Origin of the sequence: Halobacillus sp. Marseille-P3879 (genome assembly GCF_900240285.1) — a bacterium.
Taxonomy (GTDB): domain Bacteria; phylum Bacillota; class Bacilli; order Bacillales; family Halobacillaceae; genus Halobacillus_A.
On sequence record NZ_OESS01000002.1, the window covers coordinates 243,704 to 261,638 of the forward strand.

19 protein-coding genes are annotated in these 17,935 nt (G+C 40.7%); 16 read left to right on the forward strand and 3 right to left on the reverse strand.

The features are described 5' to 3' along the window. The first annotated feature begins 12 nt into the window (after positions 1-12). From C1A12_RS08995 to C1A12_RS09020, 6 genes are all read left to right on the forward strand, one after another. Positions 13-264, forward strand: coding sequence for a hypothetical protein (locus tag C1A12_RS08995; RefSeq protein WP_101843544.1), 252 nt, complete (start codon positions 13-15; stop codon positions 262-264). A gap of 3 nt (positions 265-267) precedes the next feature. Then, positions 268-1,761, forward strand: a complete 1,494-nt coding sequence (locus C1A12_RS09000) for a sodium:solute symporter (RefSeq protein ID WP_235001577.1) — start codon at positions 268-270, stop codon at positions 1,759-1,761. 58 nt (positions 1,762-1,819) lie between these two features. Continuing rightward, complete coding sequence (locus C1A12_RS09005; protein WP_235001578.1) at positions 1,820-3,079, forward strand: MFS transporter; 1,260 nt, start codon at positions 1,820-1,822, stop codon at positions 3,077-3,079. 17 nt (positions 3,080-3,096) lie between these two features. Then, a complete protein-coding gene (locus C1A12_RS09010) occupies positions 3,097-3,705 on the forward strand; it encodes a flavin reductase family protein (RefSeq protein ID WP_101843545.1) in 609 nt (202 codons plus the stop codon). Positions 3,706-4,591: 886 nt separating this feature from the next. Then, positions 4,592-4,879 carry a hypothetical protein gene (locus C1A12_RS09015; RefSeq protein ID WP_101843546.1) on the forward strand — a complete coding sequence of 96 codons (288 nt, stop codon included), beginning with the start codon at positions 4,592-4,594 and terminating at the stop codon, positions 4,877-4,879. A 23-nt stretch (positions 4,880-4,902) separates the two neighbouring features. Then, on the forward strand, positions 4,903-5,709 hold the full coding sequence (locus C1A12_RS09020) for an AraC family transcriptional regulator (RefSeq protein ID WP_159462171.1): 807 nt from the start codon (positions 4,903-4,905) through the stop codon (positions 5,707-5,709). Here C1A12_RS09020 and C1A12_RS09025 read toward each other — a convergent pair. Continuing rightward, positions 5,647-6,885, reverse strand: a complete 1,239-nt coding sequence (locus tag C1A12_RS09025; RefSeq protein WP_101843548.1) for an MFS transporter — start codon at positions 6,883-6,885, stop codon at positions 5,647-5,649. The genes C1A12_RS09020 and C1A12_RS09025 overlap by 63 nt on opposite strands. 216 nt (positions 6,886-7,101) lie before the next feature. On the opposite strand from C1A12_RS09025, the gene C1A12_RS09030 reads away from it, so the two are divergent. The 4 genes from C1A12_RS09030 (at position 7,102) to C1A12_RS09040 (ending at position 8,711) form a co-directional block, all read left to right on the forward strand. Then, on the forward strand, positions 7,102-7,455 hold the full coding sequence (locus C1A12_RS09030) for a hypothetical protein (RefSeq protein WP_101843549.1): 354 nt from the start codon (positions 7,102-7,104) through the stop codon (positions 7,453-7,455). Positions 7,456-7,594: 139 nt separating this feature from the next. Then, complete coding sequence (locus tag C1A12_RS09035) at positions 7,595-8,176, forward strand: hypothetical protein (RefSeq protein WP_101843550.1); 582 nt, start codon at positions 7,595-7,597, stop codon at positions 8,174-8,176. Between the two features lie 99 nt (positions 8,177-8,275). Next, positions 8,276-8,449 (forward strand): hypothetical protein, encoded by a 174-nt coding sequence (locus tag C1A12_RS21085; RefSeq protein WP_159462172.1) that lies wholly within the window; start codon positions 8,276-8,278, stop codon positions 8,447-8,449. Positions 8,450-8,486: 37 nt separating this feature from the next. Then, complete coding sequence (locus tag C1A12_RS09040) at positions 8,487-8,711, forward strand: hypothetical protein (RefSeq protein ID WP_101843551.1); 225 nt, start codon at positions 8,487-8,489, stop codon at positions 8,709-8,711. Between the two features lie 521 nt (positions 8,712-9,232). Here C1A12_RS09040 and C1A12_RS09050 read toward each other — a convergent pair. After that, complete coding sequence (locus C1A12_RS09050) at positions 9,233-10,609, reverse strand: N-acetylmuramoyl-L-alanine amidase (RefSeq protein WP_101843553.1); 1,377 nt, start codon at positions 10,607-10,609, stop codon at positions 9,233-9,235. A 189-nt stretch (positions 10,610-10,798) separates the two neighbouring features. Between C1A12_RS09050 and C1A12_RS09055 the strand changes: the two genes are divergently transcribed. Further along, on the forward strand, positions 10,799-11,545 hold the full coding sequence (locus tag C1A12_RS09055) for a GNAT family N-acetyltransferase (protein WP_101843554.1): 747 nt from the start codon (positions 10,799-10,801) through the stop codon (positions 11,543-11,545). A gap of 76 nt (positions 11,546-11,621) precedes the next feature. On the opposite strand, the gene C1A12_RS09060 is transcribed toward C1A12_RS09055, so the two are convergent. Beyond that, positions 11,622-11,771, reverse strand: coding sequence for a YjcZ family sporulation protein (locus C1A12_RS09060; protein WP_101843555.1), 150 nt, complete (start codon positions 11,769-11,771; stop codon positions 11,622-11,624). Positions 11,772-12,077: 306 nt separating this feature from the next. On the opposite strand from C1A12_RS09060, the gene hisC reads away from it, so the two are divergent. Genes hisC through nhaC form a run of 5 tightly spaced genes read left to right on the forward strand, consistent with a single transcriptional unit; the run spans position 12,078 to position 17,932 of the window. Beyond that, positions 12,078-13,196 carry a histidinol-phosphate transaminase gene (gene hisC / locus C1A12_RS09065; protein WP_101843556.1) on the forward strand — a complete coding sequence of 373 codons (1,119 nt, stop codon included), beginning with the start codon at positions 12,078-12,080 and terminating at the stop codon, positions 13,194-13,196. Positions 13,197-13,198: 2 nt separating this feature from the next. Next, on the forward strand, positions 13,199-14,263 hold the full coding sequence (pdhA, locus tag C1A12_RS09070) for a pyruvate dehydrogenase (acetyl-transferring) E1 component subunit alpha (RefSeq protein ID WP_101844837.1): 1,065 nt from the start codon (positions 13,199-13,201) through the stop codon (positions 14,261-14,263). Then, positions 14,260-15,261: an alpha-ketoacid dehydrogenase subunit beta gene (locus tag C1A12_RS09075; RefSeq protein ID WP_101843557.1), complete on the forward strand. Its 1,002-nt coding sequence runs from the start codon at positions 14,260-14,262 to the stop codon at positions 15,259-15,261. Before pdhA ends, C1A12_RS09075 begins: the two co-directional genes overlap by 4 nt. A 16-nt stretch (positions 15,262-15,277) precedes the next feature. After that, entirely contained in the window at positions 15,278-16,480 is a 1,203-nt protein-coding gene (locus C1A12_RS09080; protein ID WP_101843558.1) for a dihydrolipoamide acetyltransferase family protein, read from the forward strand. Between the two features lie 33 nt (positions 16,481-16,513). Beyond that, a complete protein-coding gene (gene nhaC, locus C1A12_RS09085; RefSeq protein ID WP_101843559.1) occupies positions 16,514-17,932 on the forward strand; it encodes a Na+/H+ antiporter NhaC in 1,419 nt (472 codons plus the stop codon). Positions 17,933-17,935 lie beyond the last annotated feature (3 nt).

A 17,935-nucleotide genomic window follows, 5' to 3' on the forward strand; every position in this document is an offset into this window, starting at 1 on the left:
GGAGGCTTCAAATTGGATAAGACAAAGAAAGAACCAATCAAGAATGGGAAGCTTTGGATTGTTTTTGGTTTGTTGTTTGCTATGATTACCCCCTGGTATTTTCCTGACAGCTTCGGAGAAATATTGATTTATGGGGTGCCGCTTTGGGCCGTAATAATTATTATTGCTTCTTTATTATTATCAGCTTTTCTCTCTTATGTTTTAAAGTATCATTGGATGCTCGAAGAAGATAAGGAAGAAGCCGAAAAGAGAGGAGTGAAATAACTTATGGATATGGATTTAGCATTCTCAGGCTGGTCAGGAATACTTATCCTGTTAATCTATGGGTTAATAATGCTTGGTGTAGGTATCGTAACCTTTTTAAGAAACAGGAAAATTCATCAAAGTCTGGATGAATATTATTTAGGCGGTCGTGGTCTAGGTGTAATGGTATTGTTTTTCACTTTTTTTGCCACTCAATACAGTGGAAATACGGTTGTTGGCTATCCTCCATCAGCCTACCGTCAAGGTTTTGAGTATTTAGTATCAGTGCCGTTTTTTATTATGATTATTATGGCCTATCTGCTCTTTGCTCCACGTCTCTATTCTTTAGGAAAAAAGCATAATTTGATTACCCCTGCACAATGGTTTGAAAAGCGGTTCAAATCAAAAGCAGTGACTATTCTAGCCTCCTTTCTTATGCTCTATGGGTTGGGGAATTATTTACTGGAACAATTAGTAGCCATCGGCCAGGGAGTGGATGGATTAACAGGAGGAACTGTTCCATATCAAGTGGGCGTAATCTTCTTTGTCATTATTATGATCATATATGGATGGCTGGGTGGAATGCGCTCAGTCGCTTATACGGATACAATGCAGGGAATTGCTCTATTATTTGGAGTATTTATGCTATTGCTTGGCTCTATTATTTACTTTGGTGGATTACCTACATCGGCCGATTACATGCAGGCGTATTCTCCGGAGAAACTAGGAGTCCCTGATGGGCCTGGTGTTGTCAATTGGTTCAGTCTCCTTGTGCTCATTGGAATAGGTGCTGCGGTTTACCCTCATGCCATTCAAAGAATATTCGCAGCAAAAAGCGAACGTGATTTAAAACGGTCATTTAGTCGAATGGCTTGGATGCCGTTTTTAACAGCTGGTGTCGTATTTATTATTGGGATTATCGGAATTAACGCTTTCCCTAATCTATCTACTGACGAATCAGAGCAGCTGGTAGGGATGATGGCCAGCGCGGTTGCAAACCAGCACGTGATCTTTTATTGGGCAATGATCCTTCTATTTGGTGGAGTAATTGCTGCAATTGTATCTACTGCAGACTCTGTATTATTAACTTTTTCTTCAATTATTTCGAACGATTTATATGGAAGCTATATAAACCCTGACGCTTCGGAAAAGAAAAAACTGCTCGTTGGTAAACTGACTGGTGTGGCTGCAGTAGGGATACTAGTTTTAATTGCATGGTTTCCACCGGGGACGCTGTATCAAATCTTCGTTTTAAAATTCGAATTGCTTATTCAGATTGCTCCTGCGCTAATACTCGGTCTTTATTGGAATCGGCTTCATACAAAGGCTGTATTCATAGGAATGCTGTCAGGCACGATTATAGCTTCCATTATGACAATTTTTGGTTTATCCTTTCTGGGAGTGGCTAATGGTTTATGGGGAGTTGTAGTTAATCTGTTAATTTGTGTTGTTGGAAGTCTTCTTATGAGTGTATCAGTAGTAGAAGAAAAGCAAGCCAAACAAGTGATAGGGATGTAAATGGAAATTATGCTATAGTGCTGCTACTTTTAGAAATAGAGAAAAGAGATGAATAATTATGAGAACCACCACTGCCATGGAATCAGCTCCGTATAGCAGATACCTGCCGTGGCGTATGCTCTTATGGCTGCTTATAGCACAAATTATGGTCGCTTTTATTGGACGTTCTCTCGGACCATTGGGCGTATTAATTGAGGAAGATTTATATTTAACAAAAGCTCAGGTGGGTTTGCTGCCGTCTGCTTTATTTTTAGGGCAGGCGCTGGCTTCCATCCCGACCGGTTTTCTGGCGGACCGAGTCGGCTCAAGACCGCTGCTGCTTATGCTTTCTTGCTGTTTAGGAGTCAGTTTCATCGTCATGACGTTTCTTCAATCATTTTGGTTGGTTCTATTGCTGATTATGGTTGGAGGTGTCGGTTATGGAGGCATGCACCCAACAACGAATCGAGGAATTGTTTATTGGCATGCTCAAAGGCAGCGAGGAACAGCGATGGGGATCAAACAAATGGGGATTACATTTGGATCCGCGTTATCAGCGGTTTTACTGCTTCCGCTGGCTGAAACACATGGATGGAGAATCGTAGTTTTGACAGCGAGTGTTGGACTAATTGCTGCAGGTTTTCTTGCTTTTTTTCTTTACAGAGATCCTGTTGAGAAAAATAAGAAACAACGCACTCCCCTGTCCATACACTCGACATTTTCTTCCATAACTATGATGGCGAAGAATAAACCTTTACTACTAATTAGCTTTAGCGCCATGGGCATCAACGGATCGCAAATGTGCTTGAATACGTACCTTGTATTGTTTACATACGAGCAGATCGGTATTAACCTGATTCTGGCCGGTATTTTGTTAGTCGTTTCGGAAGTTGGTGGTTCCGCTGGAAGGATAGGCTGGGGTGTGATTAGTGACCGTGTATTTGGAGGAAAAAGACTGACGGTTATGGCTATAATTGTAATGCTCACCCTTAGTGCAAGTCTTGTTGTTGCTTTCCTTCCTGCAGGGACACCCTATGAATGGCTCGTTCCCCTGTTTTTTGTTTTCGGATTTTCAGTCTCAGGGTTTAATGGAATTTGGATGAACCTGGCATCGGAACTCGTACCGAGGGAACAAGCTGGATTATCGAGTGGGTTCAGCATTACTCTCGGATCTCTGGGAGTAATTATGCTTCCCCCGTTATTTGGGTATATTGTAGATCAGACAGCCGGCTATACATTTGGCTGGCTGATGATCTCTACCATAATGGTGATAGTAATGCTTCTATTAAGGCAGTTAAATATATTAAAAAAGGAACAGCAAGCTTCCGGTACAAATTGAAAAAGGGGATGAACACAATGAAATTTGACCCTTCCAGGGTGGAGACAGATAAAGTTTATAAACTACTATCGGGGTCGGTAGTTCCACGGCCCATTGCCTGGGTGTCGTCTGTTTCTAATGAAGGTAACTTAAACCTGGCTCCGTTCAGCTTTTTCACCGTTGCTTCGAGAAATCCTCCTATGCTATGTATCTCGGTGGGGCCTGGTGTAGGAGAAAGAAGAGGAACAGTAAAAGACACATTGGAAAATATCAGGGAGACTAAAGAGTTTGTGATTAATATTTCATCCACACCATTAGGGAATAAAGTTCAACAAACATCAGAAAATTATCCAAGTGACGTGGATGAATTTACCGAGGCAGGTCTCACCCCTGTTTCCAGTGATAAAGTGAAACCGATGCGTATAAAGGAGACCCCCATTCAAATGGAATGCGTAGAAAATCAAATCATTAATCTGGGTACGGATCACTTAATTATTGGGGAAATGGTAATGTATCACATCAATAAGGAATTTTATCAACAAGATTATAAGGTAAATTTAGAGAGGCTCCGTCCTCTCGGGCGGTTAGCCAACCAATTTAGTGAAATAAAACACTTGTTTAAGCTGCCTGACGATACGCTGAAATGACTAGACAAGATTTTACTACAGCAATCGTCTTACAATTGGTCTTGCTGAACAGCGAAGTCAAGACTTTCTCACTTTACTTTATATAATAATTAAAGAGGATTGGACAAAACTGAATAAACATAAAATAATCCGAATGATTTTGTAGAAATCAGTTCGGATTATTTATGTTAAAGAGAATTCACACCATCGCTCCGTCAAAATGCTTCGCTTTTAAGTGGGCACGGCCTTAAGCTTCCTCAGAAAGCAAAGATCGCTTTCCTGCGGGATCTTCGGCTCGTGCTGTTCCCACAGGAGTCTTCGCATTTTAACTACGCTAATCATCTGCGCTTATATGAATGTTCGTTTTTTGACATCACTGCGTTATTTATGTCCCAGTCCCTTATGTACGTTTACCCTACAATTAAATAATGGTAGAATACATAACAACATTCTAGAACATATTTCCATAAACATGTTACGATTAGTTTTCAAGCTGAGAGGAATATTCAGTACAAAAAGGAGAAGGGATTTGTGATGACAAGATTTTCTTATATTGTATACAGGGTTGTTTTTGCAGCTGGATTATTTTCAATCGGATTCATGTTCCTTCTATAGTACGGAATTGTTTATACAATGTTGTTCACCTTTTTATACGGCTTTTTTGATGCTGTTTTAGCACTGGGATTCGGTAAGAGAAAATTAATTTACTTAAGCTTGGTTCTGGCGCTAAAGCCCGTTTATTGTATTATATTTACTCGATATAATTCGAGACTATGAATCTTTATATATAAGAAGATTCATAGTCTCTTAACATGGATAAGGAATACTCTTAAACGAAAACGAGTACTATTGAAAAGTGACACGTTTCACATAATCATATTTAAGAATAAATGGGAGGGGACGTCCGATGTTTGTTAAAGATGTGAAGAATCTTCAGTTTTATAGTCAGCTATCCTTAAAACAGGTTGAGGATCGAGTACTTATTACAGCGGATTTTCCTAAAGAATTTATGATTGAGCATGAGATGGAAGATCCTTTTTTATACGTTACTCTGTATGTTCGTGGAGGGGCAAGAGTTAAAATTATAGATGAAGGTAAAGTCAGAATATACAGCCCGGCAAAGAAAGACTTTGACCCTGATACTTTCAAAGAGATTGTGCAGTTTGCTAAGCGTCATGCGGCTCAGTTTAAGTAATCATGAGGATAGGGGATAAAGATATGATTGTTTCAAATGAGAATGGGTTATTTCTTATGAGGCACACCCAGTTAGGAGAAAGAGACTGGCGAAATGATGAATGCTATAAGATTATATTTTCCCCGTTTGGTGACGGGGTCTACCAGACATCTATTGGCGACATAGCCGTGAATCAAGGTTCTTTCTTTATATTTAATCCAAATGTTGCTCATAGACAGTTGAAAGCTGGAAGTGAAAAGTTGCTGGTTGAGTTAAACCCTTCCTTATTGTCCCAAGCAGCTGATCAAATTGGGGCTCACCGAAGAGCCCCTGAGTTTTCCTACATTCCCTACAAGCACCCGCAATTTCTACAGTGGATTCTTTTAGTGAGAGATTTTATCATTCATCAAAGCCCTGGCTCATCGGCTGCTCAACAGTTTTTTGATCATTCTCTTACCCAGCTGGCTATTTTAATGATGCAGTATGGACCGGGTTCAAACTTGCGGATGTTTCCTTCTACATCGAAAGAAGGTCCGGTAAAAGCAGTAATAGAAGCACTAAAGGAAAGCTTTACCTGTCAATGGTCACTTGATCAAATGGCACAGGTTGCAAAAGTTAACAAGTATCAGCTTTCTCACTTTTTTAAAGAAGAGACGGGACTATCTCCTTACTTATGGCTGCAGTTATACAGGCTTTTTCACAGTCAAAAATTCTTAGCGTATACAAATAAAACGATTGTTTCCATTGCCCTGGACCATGGTTTTTCAAGTGTAGCTGCGTATAATCATTTATTTAAAAAAGTGTATCGGAAAACGCCTACTGAGTTTAGAAAAATTCACGGTTATACATAATAAACCACCAGTACTAATTGTTATAATTGTAAAACCACTAACAATCATTAACGTTTGGATAGGAATAATTAGAGCAAGGAATCCATAGACTGCCAGAGAAATCGTGTTAGAAAGGTATAACAGGACTGCATTAAAACTAAAGGCTCGTCCCATTTTGTGCTCAGGGACAAGAGTCTGTATTAAATATACGCGGGTCAGTCCAGCAATTGGAAGCCCTACACCTGTAATTGCGCAACCAATAATAAAGTGCCCGAGATCGTAAAAAATGCCATAGTAAGTGATTCCTGCTCCCCAAATAAGCCCTCCTGTAAGGTAGATATGTAAACTCATTTTCTTAAAAATGTATGGCAGCAGAAGATTTGTAACTATCACAACCCCTCCGAATACCCCTTGTAGCACACTGTACCATTCTTCTCCGCTTGAAGTGATTTCAGTTAAAGCTAGTAACAAACCGACTTCCCACACCCATGTATTGAAGAAAACAGTGAGAAATGTGAAAAAGAAAAGTTGTTTAATAGTTGATTGAGTACTTAACCATATCACAAATTCTTTTACCGAACGAAATGCAGCTTCTATGGAATGATCAGTGACAGTGTTAATTTCATTGATATTCACCTGGCGCAGACAAAGTGCACTGAGGATATATGTAAAAGCATCTAATGTAAAAAAATGAATCACACCATGGCTGTTCAATAACCATAAGGACAGAAGCGGACTAAGAACCGAAACCCCTCTAGTCAGTGTATCGTAAATACTGTTTACATATGGACGTTCCTTCGGGCTTGTAATAGAGGGCAGTACTGACCGATGAGCCGGATTAAAGAAACACCCCACACTTTGGATGATAAAGCTGACTCCCAGTAAATAACCATAAGTAAGCCAGTCCATATAGTACAAACCTACGACGGATAGGATCAAGGGAACGCGTGCAGAATCTAAAAAAATCAGCAGTTTTTTTCTCGGTAACCAATCGGCTGTAACCCCTCCGACCAGCCCGAATAAGAGGTACGGAAGCGTTTCTGCAACAGCCATTCCTGTCGTAAGGGAACTTGAACCGGTTAAATCATAAGCCAAAAACAAAAAAGCCATTCCAGAGAGTCCATCCCCTAACCGGGACACACTTCCTGCTGCCAAATAATACCGGGTATTTTTATTTCTCCATATATGTATGTACATAGTAATCACCTCTTTTTTTTATCGTAGAAAAAAAGAGGTGGGTCGTCTTTCGAATTGTTGCTTAATTTTACAGCAATATGTTGAAGAAGTTGAATAAACCTTACAAGCTGAAGGGGGATAAAACCAGACCATGCTCGTTTAAAGACATTCATGATTCCCAAACTAGAGAAAGAATACATATGCTGAGGGTATGTGAGTCTAGGAGGGGATCGTAAAGTGTATTATGTATATCATTACCCTTGGTGTTACTATCCGTATTGCTGGCCTGTCCGCCTTTACGGAGAGGCAGACCCATCAATATTGACACAGTCCGCAAATGAATCCAGACAATTAATGAAAGATGCAAGCAAGGTACTTGATAAACTAGCGGAGTCAGAAGAATTTGATGCTCAGTTAATGGATGCAGCCCAGCAATCTAATGATGAAGAAGTAAAACGGCTGATTCACTCAATTGGTGTAAATTCCGAAGTCGAGGTGCATTATAACCCCGATGGTTTAAGAATTGAGTTTCGTACTTCGATTGAAGACGTGAACTGCTGTAAGCTTCATATTGCCCTCCGCTGGAGATAACAGGTAAAGTGTGCCGTTAGTAAAAGGAAGCGGCACTTTTTCTATGTTTACAGATATTCCGGCAGCCTATTTACATTAGAATGGAAGTCGATTACAGTAAAAGTATTAGAGTATTCTGAACAATAAGGAGTCGTGGGGTATGCCTAAGAAAAAGCTGGGGACAGCCATCATAATTACCGTAATCGTAGTACCCTTAATTTTAATGTTTGTATTTAAACCAAGTTTTACAGCTAAGGGAGCGGTGGAAAAACATTTTGAATATGACGATACCCTTCACTATATAAATCAGATAGAAGCTGGAGCATTTGAAGCATGGGTGTATGAAGACAGGCAGGAGGAATTATATAAAACATTTTTAGTAAAGAAGGAAGGATTTTTTTACGAAAGCAACCACTCCACCTACGTGGAGAAAAAGGATGACTCTGCCCTGGAAACCATCTCAGTAATTGATTTCACAGACGAAAAAGATGCAGTGACTTTATTAATCGTCCGTTCATCTGATGAAAGAATAAACAGTATCGAAGCCGGAAGAGAATCAAACCGTAAAGTAAAAGAGGTTGAAGAAGGAGACGTGGTTGTGTTCAGTTGGGATGAAAGTGTTCCTTTTGACGTGATGAACGCTGTAGCGTATGACGAACAAGAGGAAGCTTTATTTTATTATGGCTTTCCTGAAGATGAAGCAAATTTAGACGCCAGTGATGTAGGGTGGCATCAACAATAAAAACAAGGCATAGTATGACTTCTATAGTTGCAAGAAAAATGAAACCTTTGAAGAACTGATTCGTATACATACTAACTAGTTTTTTTAGGGGTGGATCGAATGATTGGTTTTTTCGTGCTCATTGGAGTATGGGTTGCTGGAGGGGTAATAGTCACAGTAGGCACACTCTTTATGATCAGCCAATGCATCTCAAGTTCTGATAAGGAAGTTAAAAATCGTCTGAATCACCTGGAGCATACAGTAAAACTGTTAAGGGACAGTAATAGATTCTAAGAGCCCATCCCCCCACTAAAAAAGGCGGTGAATAAGTATGACAGCATTGTGGGTGCTGCTAGCAATTATCGGAGTATGTGTATTACCGATGGGGATTGAGATTATCCTTAAACACTTAGGTTTAAAAAGTAAAGCAATAAATGCAAAAGAATTAGAGAAATCTAAATTTGATTCACGTGCTCAGCAGGACGCCAGAATTTCCATTGCTGCCGAAAAAATGAAAAATGACAGTTACCACAGCGGTGGAGGTCCGTTTGGATAAAAGGATAATGGGAAGGGTGCAGTGAGCCTGTACTGAAAGATGCAGGGGCTTATTTACCAACAATAAAATCAAAGGCTTAAAAGTAATGAAGACCAAATGCCAAAGAGAAAAGAAAGGGGCTGTGACCCGTTTGCGCTATTGAGAAGTTTGGATTTTTTTACTGCTCACCGACCATTATATATATGTCAGAAAGATAAACGCTTTCTGCATGACATCTTGGCAAAAATGTTTATTTTAACTAAGGGGGCCAGAGAGAAATATATGCCTGGACATTTTATATTTACTGTATGTTTCGGAATATTCGCTGTTCTCATTATAATCAGCGGGGGTGACCATTTAAATTGGAGCCTGCTCTTTCTGGCTTTAATCTCTGGAACGTTAATAGATGGTTTAAGGTTTTTAATCATCCATAAGGGTGATAGGAAACATTCCAATCATTCTAGCTCATGATTCCATTTGAATACCAGTCATTCTACCAGCAAAAAACCTGACTGGAAGTTCGCTCCCGGTCAGGTTCGTTATTATTCAAGTTCGTCTAATATATCACTTAATTCCTCTTTTTGCTTATTTAACTGATCAACGGCGTGATTTACATTTCTTTTAAAAATACTTATAATACTTTGACCATACGTCGTCCCCGGAACCGCCCATTTACCGTTAAGCTGTGTCCAGGTAACAGCACTGCCCCGTGTAACAAGATCAAACCGAGGATCAATTTTGTTGAATTGTTCAGGGATATTATCTGTAAAAGCATAAGCAAACAAGTGTTGGATGTGAGCGTGGACGCCGTCCTTTGGTGTATCAAAGCTGTGACCGGAATTATCTGGACCTGTTGCGCCGATGCCGGCATAGTTGTTTTGTTCTTTGTCGACTACGCCTGTAAATCGGAAATAATCGGTTTCATGAATGGCTTGCGCATAAGCAACGTCAGCGCGAATACCATAAGCGTTTCCAAACTTTACATAATGGGCACCTAGTCTGGGTGCCTGCGGGTTTACTGTTTTTACAAAGTTATCCAGCTGATGAGCAAGTAAATGTGTGTCTCCTTCAATCGAAAATTGTTCCTCCGGAGTCGGAGGCGGCGGAGCGGGATCTTCACTTTCCCCGTCTGTAATGATGAAAGCATCTTGAATTCCAACGTTATTCAACCGCTTCACTTGTTCTTCGGCTCTAGATTTTTCAGAAAAGGCTCCGGCTTGAACGCGGTAAAATGTTTCACCTGAAATTGACGCGGTCCGTATGAATGCATCGATATTTCGTCTAGCGAGATCCTGTACCCTTTGTTCTGCATTGTCTCTATTTTTAAACGAACCGGCAATTACCCGATAGAGTACATCAGGTGTCGATTTGACTGGTAATTTTAAGGCATCGGCGACGCCCTGAGCGATGGCTACTGATACTTCTTCGATAAATGCCGGATTTCTAAGCTTTGCTAAATCGTTTGGGTGGTCCACAAACAATACTTCAAGTAATAATGCCGGCATTCTTGTTTCCCTTAATACATGGAAATTGGCTCTTTTTTTACCTCGATCACGAATATTATATTTCGTTCGGACCGCACTCATAATTTTATCGTGGATAACTGTTTGATAAGTTCTTGTAGGAGTTGAAACTGTGCCATTATAAATATAGCTTTCAAATCCCTGTCCTCCGGCTGCATTGTTATGAATCGATAAGAAAAAGTCTGCATCTTCATTGTTGGCCAGCTGGGTTCGAGCATTTAAGGATAAGTTTATATCCCTTGAACGTGTCATCACAATATCTGCCTCATAATTTTCTTCCAGGTGACTTTGCACTTTTAATGCAATGGTTAAATTAAAGTTCTTCTCATAATAGCCTTGATACGAAGCACCTGAGTCAGAACCACCATGACCTGGGTCTATGACGATTTTTTTCATATAATTAGCCTCCTTATAAGACTACCTCATTATATGTGAGTTTAAGAGATTATGTATGGACAACAACAGTAGGTCTCTGCGGGTTTTATTATTTTTATCATTTTATGGGGGACAATGGAGGAGAATGATCTGAATGAATGAATTAAACGCGCAGTTTCTTTGTACTATGTTTTAGGGGGGAGGCTTTTTATGGTCACATTTAAAAACATTTATAGAATAGGGCACTTGATCGATGATAACATGCTGTACAAGCACATTCATTATCCAGAAATGCTCACGCGTTATGATAGCAATTATCTTGAGTTTAAAAAAATGCCATCAGTAACAGAATTTAGGGAAGCCCATCATTTTTTGCGATCGTTCCATTTAAAGAATGGCCAAAAGCATGTAAAGTTTTATCTGCCCAAAAATCAGGAGCCTGATCACCAGCTTATCGCTTATTTTAAGGAACACCATCTGGAGACAGGTTTTCAGGAATTATACCAGATTTCACCGGAAGAATTCCCGAAAATTGGACCTTTAAGCAGTATTAAAATTGAATGGGTGAACGAACAAAATTTTCATTTATTTTTACAACTGCACTACGCAGGAGATTTGGAGTTTGGACAAGAGTTTGCTGGCCAAAAAATTGATTTTAACCGAAGATTATTTAATGCTCGGGAGATAGAAATGCTTCTTGCATATTATAAAGGAGAACCTGCCGGAACAGTGACAATAATTCATTCAGGCCCTCTGCTTGAAATTGACCATTTAGTAGTTGAGGAGCGGTTCCAGCGTAAAGGAATCGGGGCTCGTCTCCAGCAGCAGATAATGGATCGATACCCGGAGAAAAGGGTAGTCCTTGTCGCTGACGGGGAGGATACACCACGCCATATGTATCGCAAACAGAACTACCAATTTAGCGGATTTCAATATGAGGTTCAGAAGATTGATTAAAAGCCAGGCGACCCAGCCTGGCTTTTTTTGGTGAGATAATGTTCTGAAGGAATGGATGTGGGTGGTTCATTCTTCTTTACTTAACATATGACGTACCTACAATAATCAACAGAATGAACAGCACTACAATCAACGCAAAACCTTTACCTTTATATCCATAGCCTCCATAACCACCGAATGGACCGCCGAAGCCTCCTGCTCCGTAATATCCTCCGTAATAACTCATCAGATCACCTCCTATTTATCTAATACTCTACTTTATGTGCAATAGATTTATTGTGGAAAGGCTTTCGACTTATTCTCGAAAAAGATTCAGGCGTTTCTATATTAATTTCGTATGCTGCTTATATTAAAACTGCACAGTTCTTCTTTAGCTATTGGAGCAACGGTGTTTTTAACCACAATAAAAGCATGTAATTTTAACACGTAAAAGCAATATCACTTTAAATAACATTCTTGATAGAAAATTTAGACAATTCTAAACTGAAATTGGTATTGTTTTTTTAAAACAAATAGTAAAGGAGGATCAATCGTGATTAAACCTCGACCACAACTGAAAGGAATTACGATGTATTCCCCCGGGAAACCAATTGAGGAAGTTAAGCTGCAAATGGGGCTTACTAAAATCTATAAAATGGCATCCAATGAAAATCCGTTTGGATGTTCACCAATGGCTGAGGAAGCAATACGCCAGGAAATAGAGGAAATCACCAGGTATCCTGAAACCACTTCTCCAGCTTTAACTGTTAAGTTAGCGGCACGGCTGGGTATTTCATCAGATCAAATAATATTTGGAAATGGTTCGGATGAGATTATTCGGTTATTGACCAGATGTTACATAAACGAGGGAGATCATGCAGTTATGGCTGGGGTGACGTTCCCTCGTTATAAAACGAACGTACTCATTGATGGGGGAGAAGTTATAGAAGTAGAAATGACGGAGGGCAAACATGATCTTAATGCCATGCTTGCTGCTATAACCAGTAAAACAAAAATGATATTTGTGTGTAATCCGAATAACCCGACTGGGACTATTGTCGGTCGTCGTGAATTACTCTCATTTATCGAACAAGTGCCGGAAGATGTGCTTCTTATCATGGATGAAGCCTACTATGAGTATGCCGAGAGTGAAGAGTACCTGGATACTCTGCCTCTGCTGCCTGATCATCCAAACATGGTAATACTGCGAACGTTTTCAAAAGTGTATGGACTAGCGGCTCTCCGCATTGGTTATGGAATGATGAATCCTGAAATTGTGCAGCAATTACAAAAAGTAAAAGACCCGTTTAATGTGAATCGGCTGGCTGCTGTTGCAGCCTCGGCTTCTTTGGACGATGATTCATTTTTAATCGATACTATCGTTAAGAACAGGGAAGGCCGCCAATACTTAATTCAATATTTTGACGAAATGAACCTAAGGTACTTTATAACTCAAACGAATTTTATCATGGTTGATACAGGGTGTCCTTCAAAGGAGGTTTATCAGAAGTTATTGAATAAAGGAGTGATCATTAGACCCGGCCATTTAATGGGATACCCGACCATGATACGTGTGACCATCGGGCAGGAAGAAGAGAATGAAGTATTGGTACGGGAATTGAGGAAGATTCTTGATTCAACACCATTGACATGGAAAGGGGTAGAAAAATGAGGATGGAAGATCGGTTTCCTGTCATTCAATATGTCAGGGAAGATGGGAATGTGACCACCAACACGATCAAAATTGAAAAAAAGCAAATGTATCATTTTTACAAAGCCATGCTTCGGGCCCGCATGATGGATAAGAAGTGTCTAAATTTACAACGTCAGGGACGCATTGGAACATATGTCCAATATGAGGGCCAGGAAGCTGCACAAGTGGGAAGTGCCCTTGCTGTGGAAGACGGGGACTGGATGTTTCCCACTTATCGCGATCATGCGGCTACTATGACGTTTGGACACTCGCTTTGCAGCTTATTTCTATATTGGAAGGGTAGGATAGAAGGGAGTGTTCCCCCAGAGGGAAAGAATATATTCCCGCCGGCAGTACCGATAGCTTCCCAACTTTTGCATGCGACGGGTACAGCCTGGGCGGAAAAAAAGAAAAACAGTGATCGAGTGTCGATTGTCTATTTCGGTGATGGAGCAACATCGGAAGGGGATTTTCATGAGGGGTTAAACTTTGCCAGCGTTTTTAATGTTCCTGTTGTCTTCTTTAATCAAAATAATGGGTATGCCATCAGTGTTCCAGTAGAAAAACAGATGAAATCTAAAACGATTGCTCAAAAAGGCCTTGCTTATGACGTTCCAAGTTTAAGAGTGGACGGAAATGATATACTGGCTGTTTACTTTGAGACAAAGAAGGCAGTAACACGGGCCCGGAATGGAGAAGGCCCGACCCTTATCGAAGCTGTCACGTGGAGATATGGAGCCCATACAACTGCCGATGACCCCTCCAAATATCGTGACCAGGAGGTTAGCGCTAGACGTCGTCACACAACTGATCCCCTTTTGCGCGTGGAACGGCTGTTAAAGAATCAGGATTGGTGGGATGAAGCAGAGAAAGTCGTAATGGAGGAAGAGATTACGAAAGAAATTAATGAATCTCTCGAAAAGGCGGAAAATCTAAAAGAGGCAGACATTGATCAGCTGTTTGATCATGTATTTAAAAAACCAACGTGGATCATGGAGAAGCAAAGAACCCGCCATCATCAAATAAACAAGGAGGTAAGCCAATGACGATAGTGGCAGCTGATTTGAAGAAAATGACGATGGTGCAGGCAATTACTGATGCAATGAAAACGATGATGAGAGAAGATGATTCTGTACTAGTATTGGGGGAGGACGTCGGAGTAAACGGAGGTGTTTTTCGAGCGACTGATGGGTTGTTTGAGGAATTTGGGGAAGATAGAGTAATTGACACGCCATTAGCAGAATCGGGAATAATTGGAACATCCGTAGGACTCGCGGTTAATGGCTACAAACCAATTTGCGAGATGCAGTTCTTTGGTTTTATTTATCCAGCGTTTAACCAGATTATGACCCATGCGACAAGAATGAGACAGCGTTCGCTGGGACGATATACCGTTCCTATGGTTATACGGGCACCTTATGGGGCAGGAGTAAAAGCACCCGAAATTCATTCAGATAGTGTAGAAGCCCTCTTCACCCATGTTCCCGGTTTAAAAGTTGTAACCCCTTCCAATGCTTATGACGCTAAAGGACTGCTTATTGCGAGTATTGAAGACCCGGATCCCGTATTGTTCATTGAACCGATGCGATGCTACCGAACAGGTAGACTCGAAGTACCTGAAGAGAAGTATTCTATAGAAATAGGCAGGGCAGCAAAGGTAAAAGAAGGAAGTGATGTAACGATCTTCACCTGGGGTGCTATGGTTCAGGATACTATGAAGGCCGTGAAGAAGTGGGAAACCGAAAACAGTTCATCTTGTGAAATTATAGATTTACGCACCCTTTATCCATTAGATAAAAAAGCGATACAGCAGTCAGTTGAGAAAACAGGCAGAGTGGTAGTTGTGCATGAAGCACCCGAAACGGGAGGGGTAAGTGGTGAAATAATTTCATTAATAAATGACGTGGCGTTTTTCTATTTAAAAGCTCCTGTTCAAAAAGTGACAGGGTTTGATACGCCGGTCCCTGTATACTCTCTGGAGAAGGATTATCTGCCAAGCCAAGCTAAAATAGCTGAAGCAATCGGAAGAGCATTACAGTATTAGGGAAGGAGAAAATCAGATGGAAGTTAAGTTACATGATATTGGAGAAGGAATGCACGAAGCTGAAATCCTTAATTTCTATGTAAGTACCGGGCAGCACGTAAAGAATGATGAACCTCTTGTAGAAGTTCAAACCGATAAAATGACAGCAGAACTTACTTCCCCTGCTGAAGGAATAGTCCAGGAGATACGATTTGAAATTGGAGATATTATTAAGGTAGGAACAACTATTCTTTCCTTAGATACCAGTAGTTTCGTTTCTGAGCGGCAGGAGCAAAAGGAGCATTCTTTCCTTGCTGCGGGGAGCTCATCAGTCAGCACGAAGCCTTACAAGACCGAGAATCCAACCCGAAGAGTTCAAGCATCTCCGCATACAAGAAGGATTGCCAGAGAACATGATGTGAATATAGAAGAAGTAACGGGAACAGGACCATCCGGAAGAATAACAGAAGTAGATATATACCGATTTATGAAAGCGCATACAAAAACAAAAAATCAAGAGGAAGTGACGGACTCTGATCTAAAGGAGACTCAAAAGGAATTTATTCCATTTCAGGGCCGCAGGAAACAAATTGCGCAGAAGATGGCACATTCATTATATACCGCACCTCATGTAACTCATTTTGATGAAGTAATAATGAGCGATTTAATTAAACTGAAAGATCAATTGAAGTTTGAGGGGACTTCAATATCTCTAGCTGCATTTTTTATTAAAGCTCTTCAACTGGCCCTTAAAGAACACGCAATTTTTAATTCAAAGCTTAATGAGGAAGAAGGAAGAATAGAGCTTGAACAAGAATATAATATTGGGATTGCCACAGACACAGGCGAAGGATTAATCGTGCCGGTTATAAAAAATGTGGAACAGAAGACCGTAGAATCCATTCACAAGGAAATGAAAGAGCTGACGGCAAAAGCGAAGGACAATCAGCTAAAAGCTGTGGACTTGACAGATGGAACGTTTACCATTAGTAATGTGGGACCGCTTGGAAGTACAGGGGCAACCCCGATTTTAAATTATCCTGAAACCGGGTTAATGGCTTTTCATAAAACAAAGCGGGCCCCTGTAGTGGTTAATGAGGAAATTGTTATTCGTGATGTAATGAATATATCGTTTACTTTCGATCATCGTGTGGCTGATGGAGCCCAATCTGCTGCCTTTGTGAATCTTTTCATCGATTATATCCAGCATCCGGAAAAGATGTTAATTAAACTCGTGTAATTTATAGCTCTTAATAACGTGAGGAGGCGTATCGTGGAAAAAAGAACCCCTTCGTTCGGAATGTCGGTCGTCATTTTCTTATCGATAGTGGCTTTACTAGGAGTCAGTATCCTTGTCTTTGGAGCAGCGCCGCATATTCCAATCATACTCGCTGCCATTATTGTCACGGTCTATGGATTCAGGCTTGGCTATACGTGGAAAGAACTTGAGAAAGCCGTAACGAAAGGGGTATCTCATGGGGTCCCCGCTATTCTCATTTTAAGTTTAATTGGAATTCTTGTCGGGGTCTGGGTGCTAAACGGCACCGTGCAGACAATAACTTTTTATGGACTGCACGTTTTGTCACCATCCATATTTCTAGTATCTGCTGTTATTATTACGGCTGTGGTAGCAACAATGACGGGGAGTTCCTGGAGTGCTATCAGTACAATAGGTATAGCATTAATGGGGGTTTCCTACGGAATGGGAATCCCATCCTCCATCGCGGCTGGAGCAGTAGTCTGCGGGGCAATTTTTGGTGACAAAATGTCTCCCCTCTCCGATACAACCAACTTAACAGCAGCAACAGCGAAGGTTGACATCTTTCAACATATTAAGCATATGCTCTGGACGACTATTCCGAGTTTAATAATTACGCTTATTATTTTCAGTGTGATCAGTTTTACGACGAACCCGAATACAGTAAGCACGGAAAATGTAGAGGCTATGATGGCAACGCTGGAAACGGAGTATAATTTATCTCCTATTGCACTTCTATCGCCATTATTAATCATTGTACTTGCTTTTTGGCGTGTCAGTTCGATCCCTGCCCTCGTGATTGGATTGCTGGCAGCTGTTATGACCACTTTCTTCACCGTCCCAGGGGTTACTTTTGGCGAAATCATGAGCACGGCTCACTTCGGGTATACCGCTGAAACAGGCGACGAAGCAATTGACAGTCTTCTTTCGTTAGGCGGTCTTGACAGTATGCTTTTTGGAGTCTCTCTTATATTAATCGCGTTATCATTTGGGGGGATTATTAAAGAAATTGGCATTGCTTATGCAATCATTGATGGAATGCGGAACTTCTTGATAAGCCGTGGAAATGTTGTGTTAGCTACGGTATTGTCCTGTCTTGGAATTAATATCACTGTAGGGGAACAATATCTATCCATTATATTGCCGGGACAAATGCTTGAAGACAGCTATAGGAATGCTGGTCTGCATCCAAAAAACTTATCCCGGACTTTAGAGGATGCAGGGACGATTATTCATCCACTCATTCCATGGGGAGTTACAGGGGTTTTCATCATGTCCACCTTGAATATCGGGGTGGGGTATATTCCATTTGCCTTTATTTGTTTTATTACTCCTTTAATCGCTATTCTCTATGGTTACACGGGATTTGCCCTTCCTGCCCTTCGCGAAGACAAACTACAAGCAGAAGATCACATGTTAGAAAAAGACGCATAAATG

Bases quoted from the DNA above. Each gene is read 5' to 3' on its own strand.
- C1A12_RS09000 (WP_235001577.1), top strand. From the start codon at position 268: ATGGATATGGATTTAGCATTCTCAGGCTGGTCAGGAATACTTATCCTG.
- C1A12_RS09005 (WP_235001578.1), top strand. From the start codon at position 1,820: ATGAGAACCACCACTGCCATGGAATCAGCTCCGTATAGCAGATACCTG.
- C1A12_RS09010 (WP_101843545.1), top strand. From the start codon at position 3,097: ATGAAATTTGACCCTTCCAGGGTGGAGACAGATAAAGTTTATAAACTA.
- C1A12_RS09015 (WP_101843546.1), top strand. From the start codon at position 4,592: ATGTTTGTTAAAGATGTGAAGAATCTTCAGTTTTATAGTCAGCTATCC.
- C1A12_RS09020 (WP_159462171.1), top strand. From the start codon at position 4,903: ATGATTGTTTCAAATGAGAATGGGTTATTTCTTATGAGGCACACCCAG.
- C1A12_RS09025 (WP_101843548.1), bottom strand. From the start codon at position 6,885: ATGTACATACATATATGGAGAAATAAAAATACCCGGTATTATTTGGCA.
- C1A12_RS09035 (WP_101843550.1), top strand. From the start codon at position 7,595: ATGCCTAAGAAAAAGCTGGGGACAGCCATCATAATTACCGTAATCGTA.
- C1A12_RS21085 (WP_159462172.1), top strand. From the start codon at position 8,276: ATGATTGGTTTTTTCGTGCTCATTGGAGTATGGGTTGCTGGAGGGGTA.
- C1A12_RS09040 (WP_101843551.1), top strand. From the start codon at position 8,487: ATGACAGCATTGTGGGTGCTGCTAGCAATTATCGGAGTATGTGTATTA.
- C1A12_RS09050 (WP_101843553.1), bottom strand. From the start codon at position 10,609: ATGAAAAAAATCGTCATAGACCCAGGTCATGGTGGTTCTGACTCAGGT.
- C1A12_RS09055 (WP_101843554.1), top strand. From the start codon at position 10,799: ATGGTCACATTTAAAAACATTTATAGAATAGGGCACTTGATCGATGAT.
- C1A12_RS09060 (WP_101843555.1), bottom strand. From the start codon at position 11,771: ATGAGTTATTACGGAGGATATTACGGAGCAGGAGGCTTCGGCGGTCCA.
- pdhA (WP_101844837.1), top strand. From the start codon at position 13,199: ATGGAAGATCGGTTTCCTGTCATTCAATATGTCAGGGAAGATGGGAAT.
- C1A12_RS09075 (WP_101843557.1), top strand. From the start codon at position 14,260: ATGACGATAGTGGCAGCTGATTTGAAGAAAATGACGATGGTGCAGGCA.
- C1A12_RS09080 (WP_101843558.1), top strand. From the start codon at position 15,278: ATGGAAGTTAAGTTACATGATATTGGAGAAGGAATGCACGAAGCTGAA.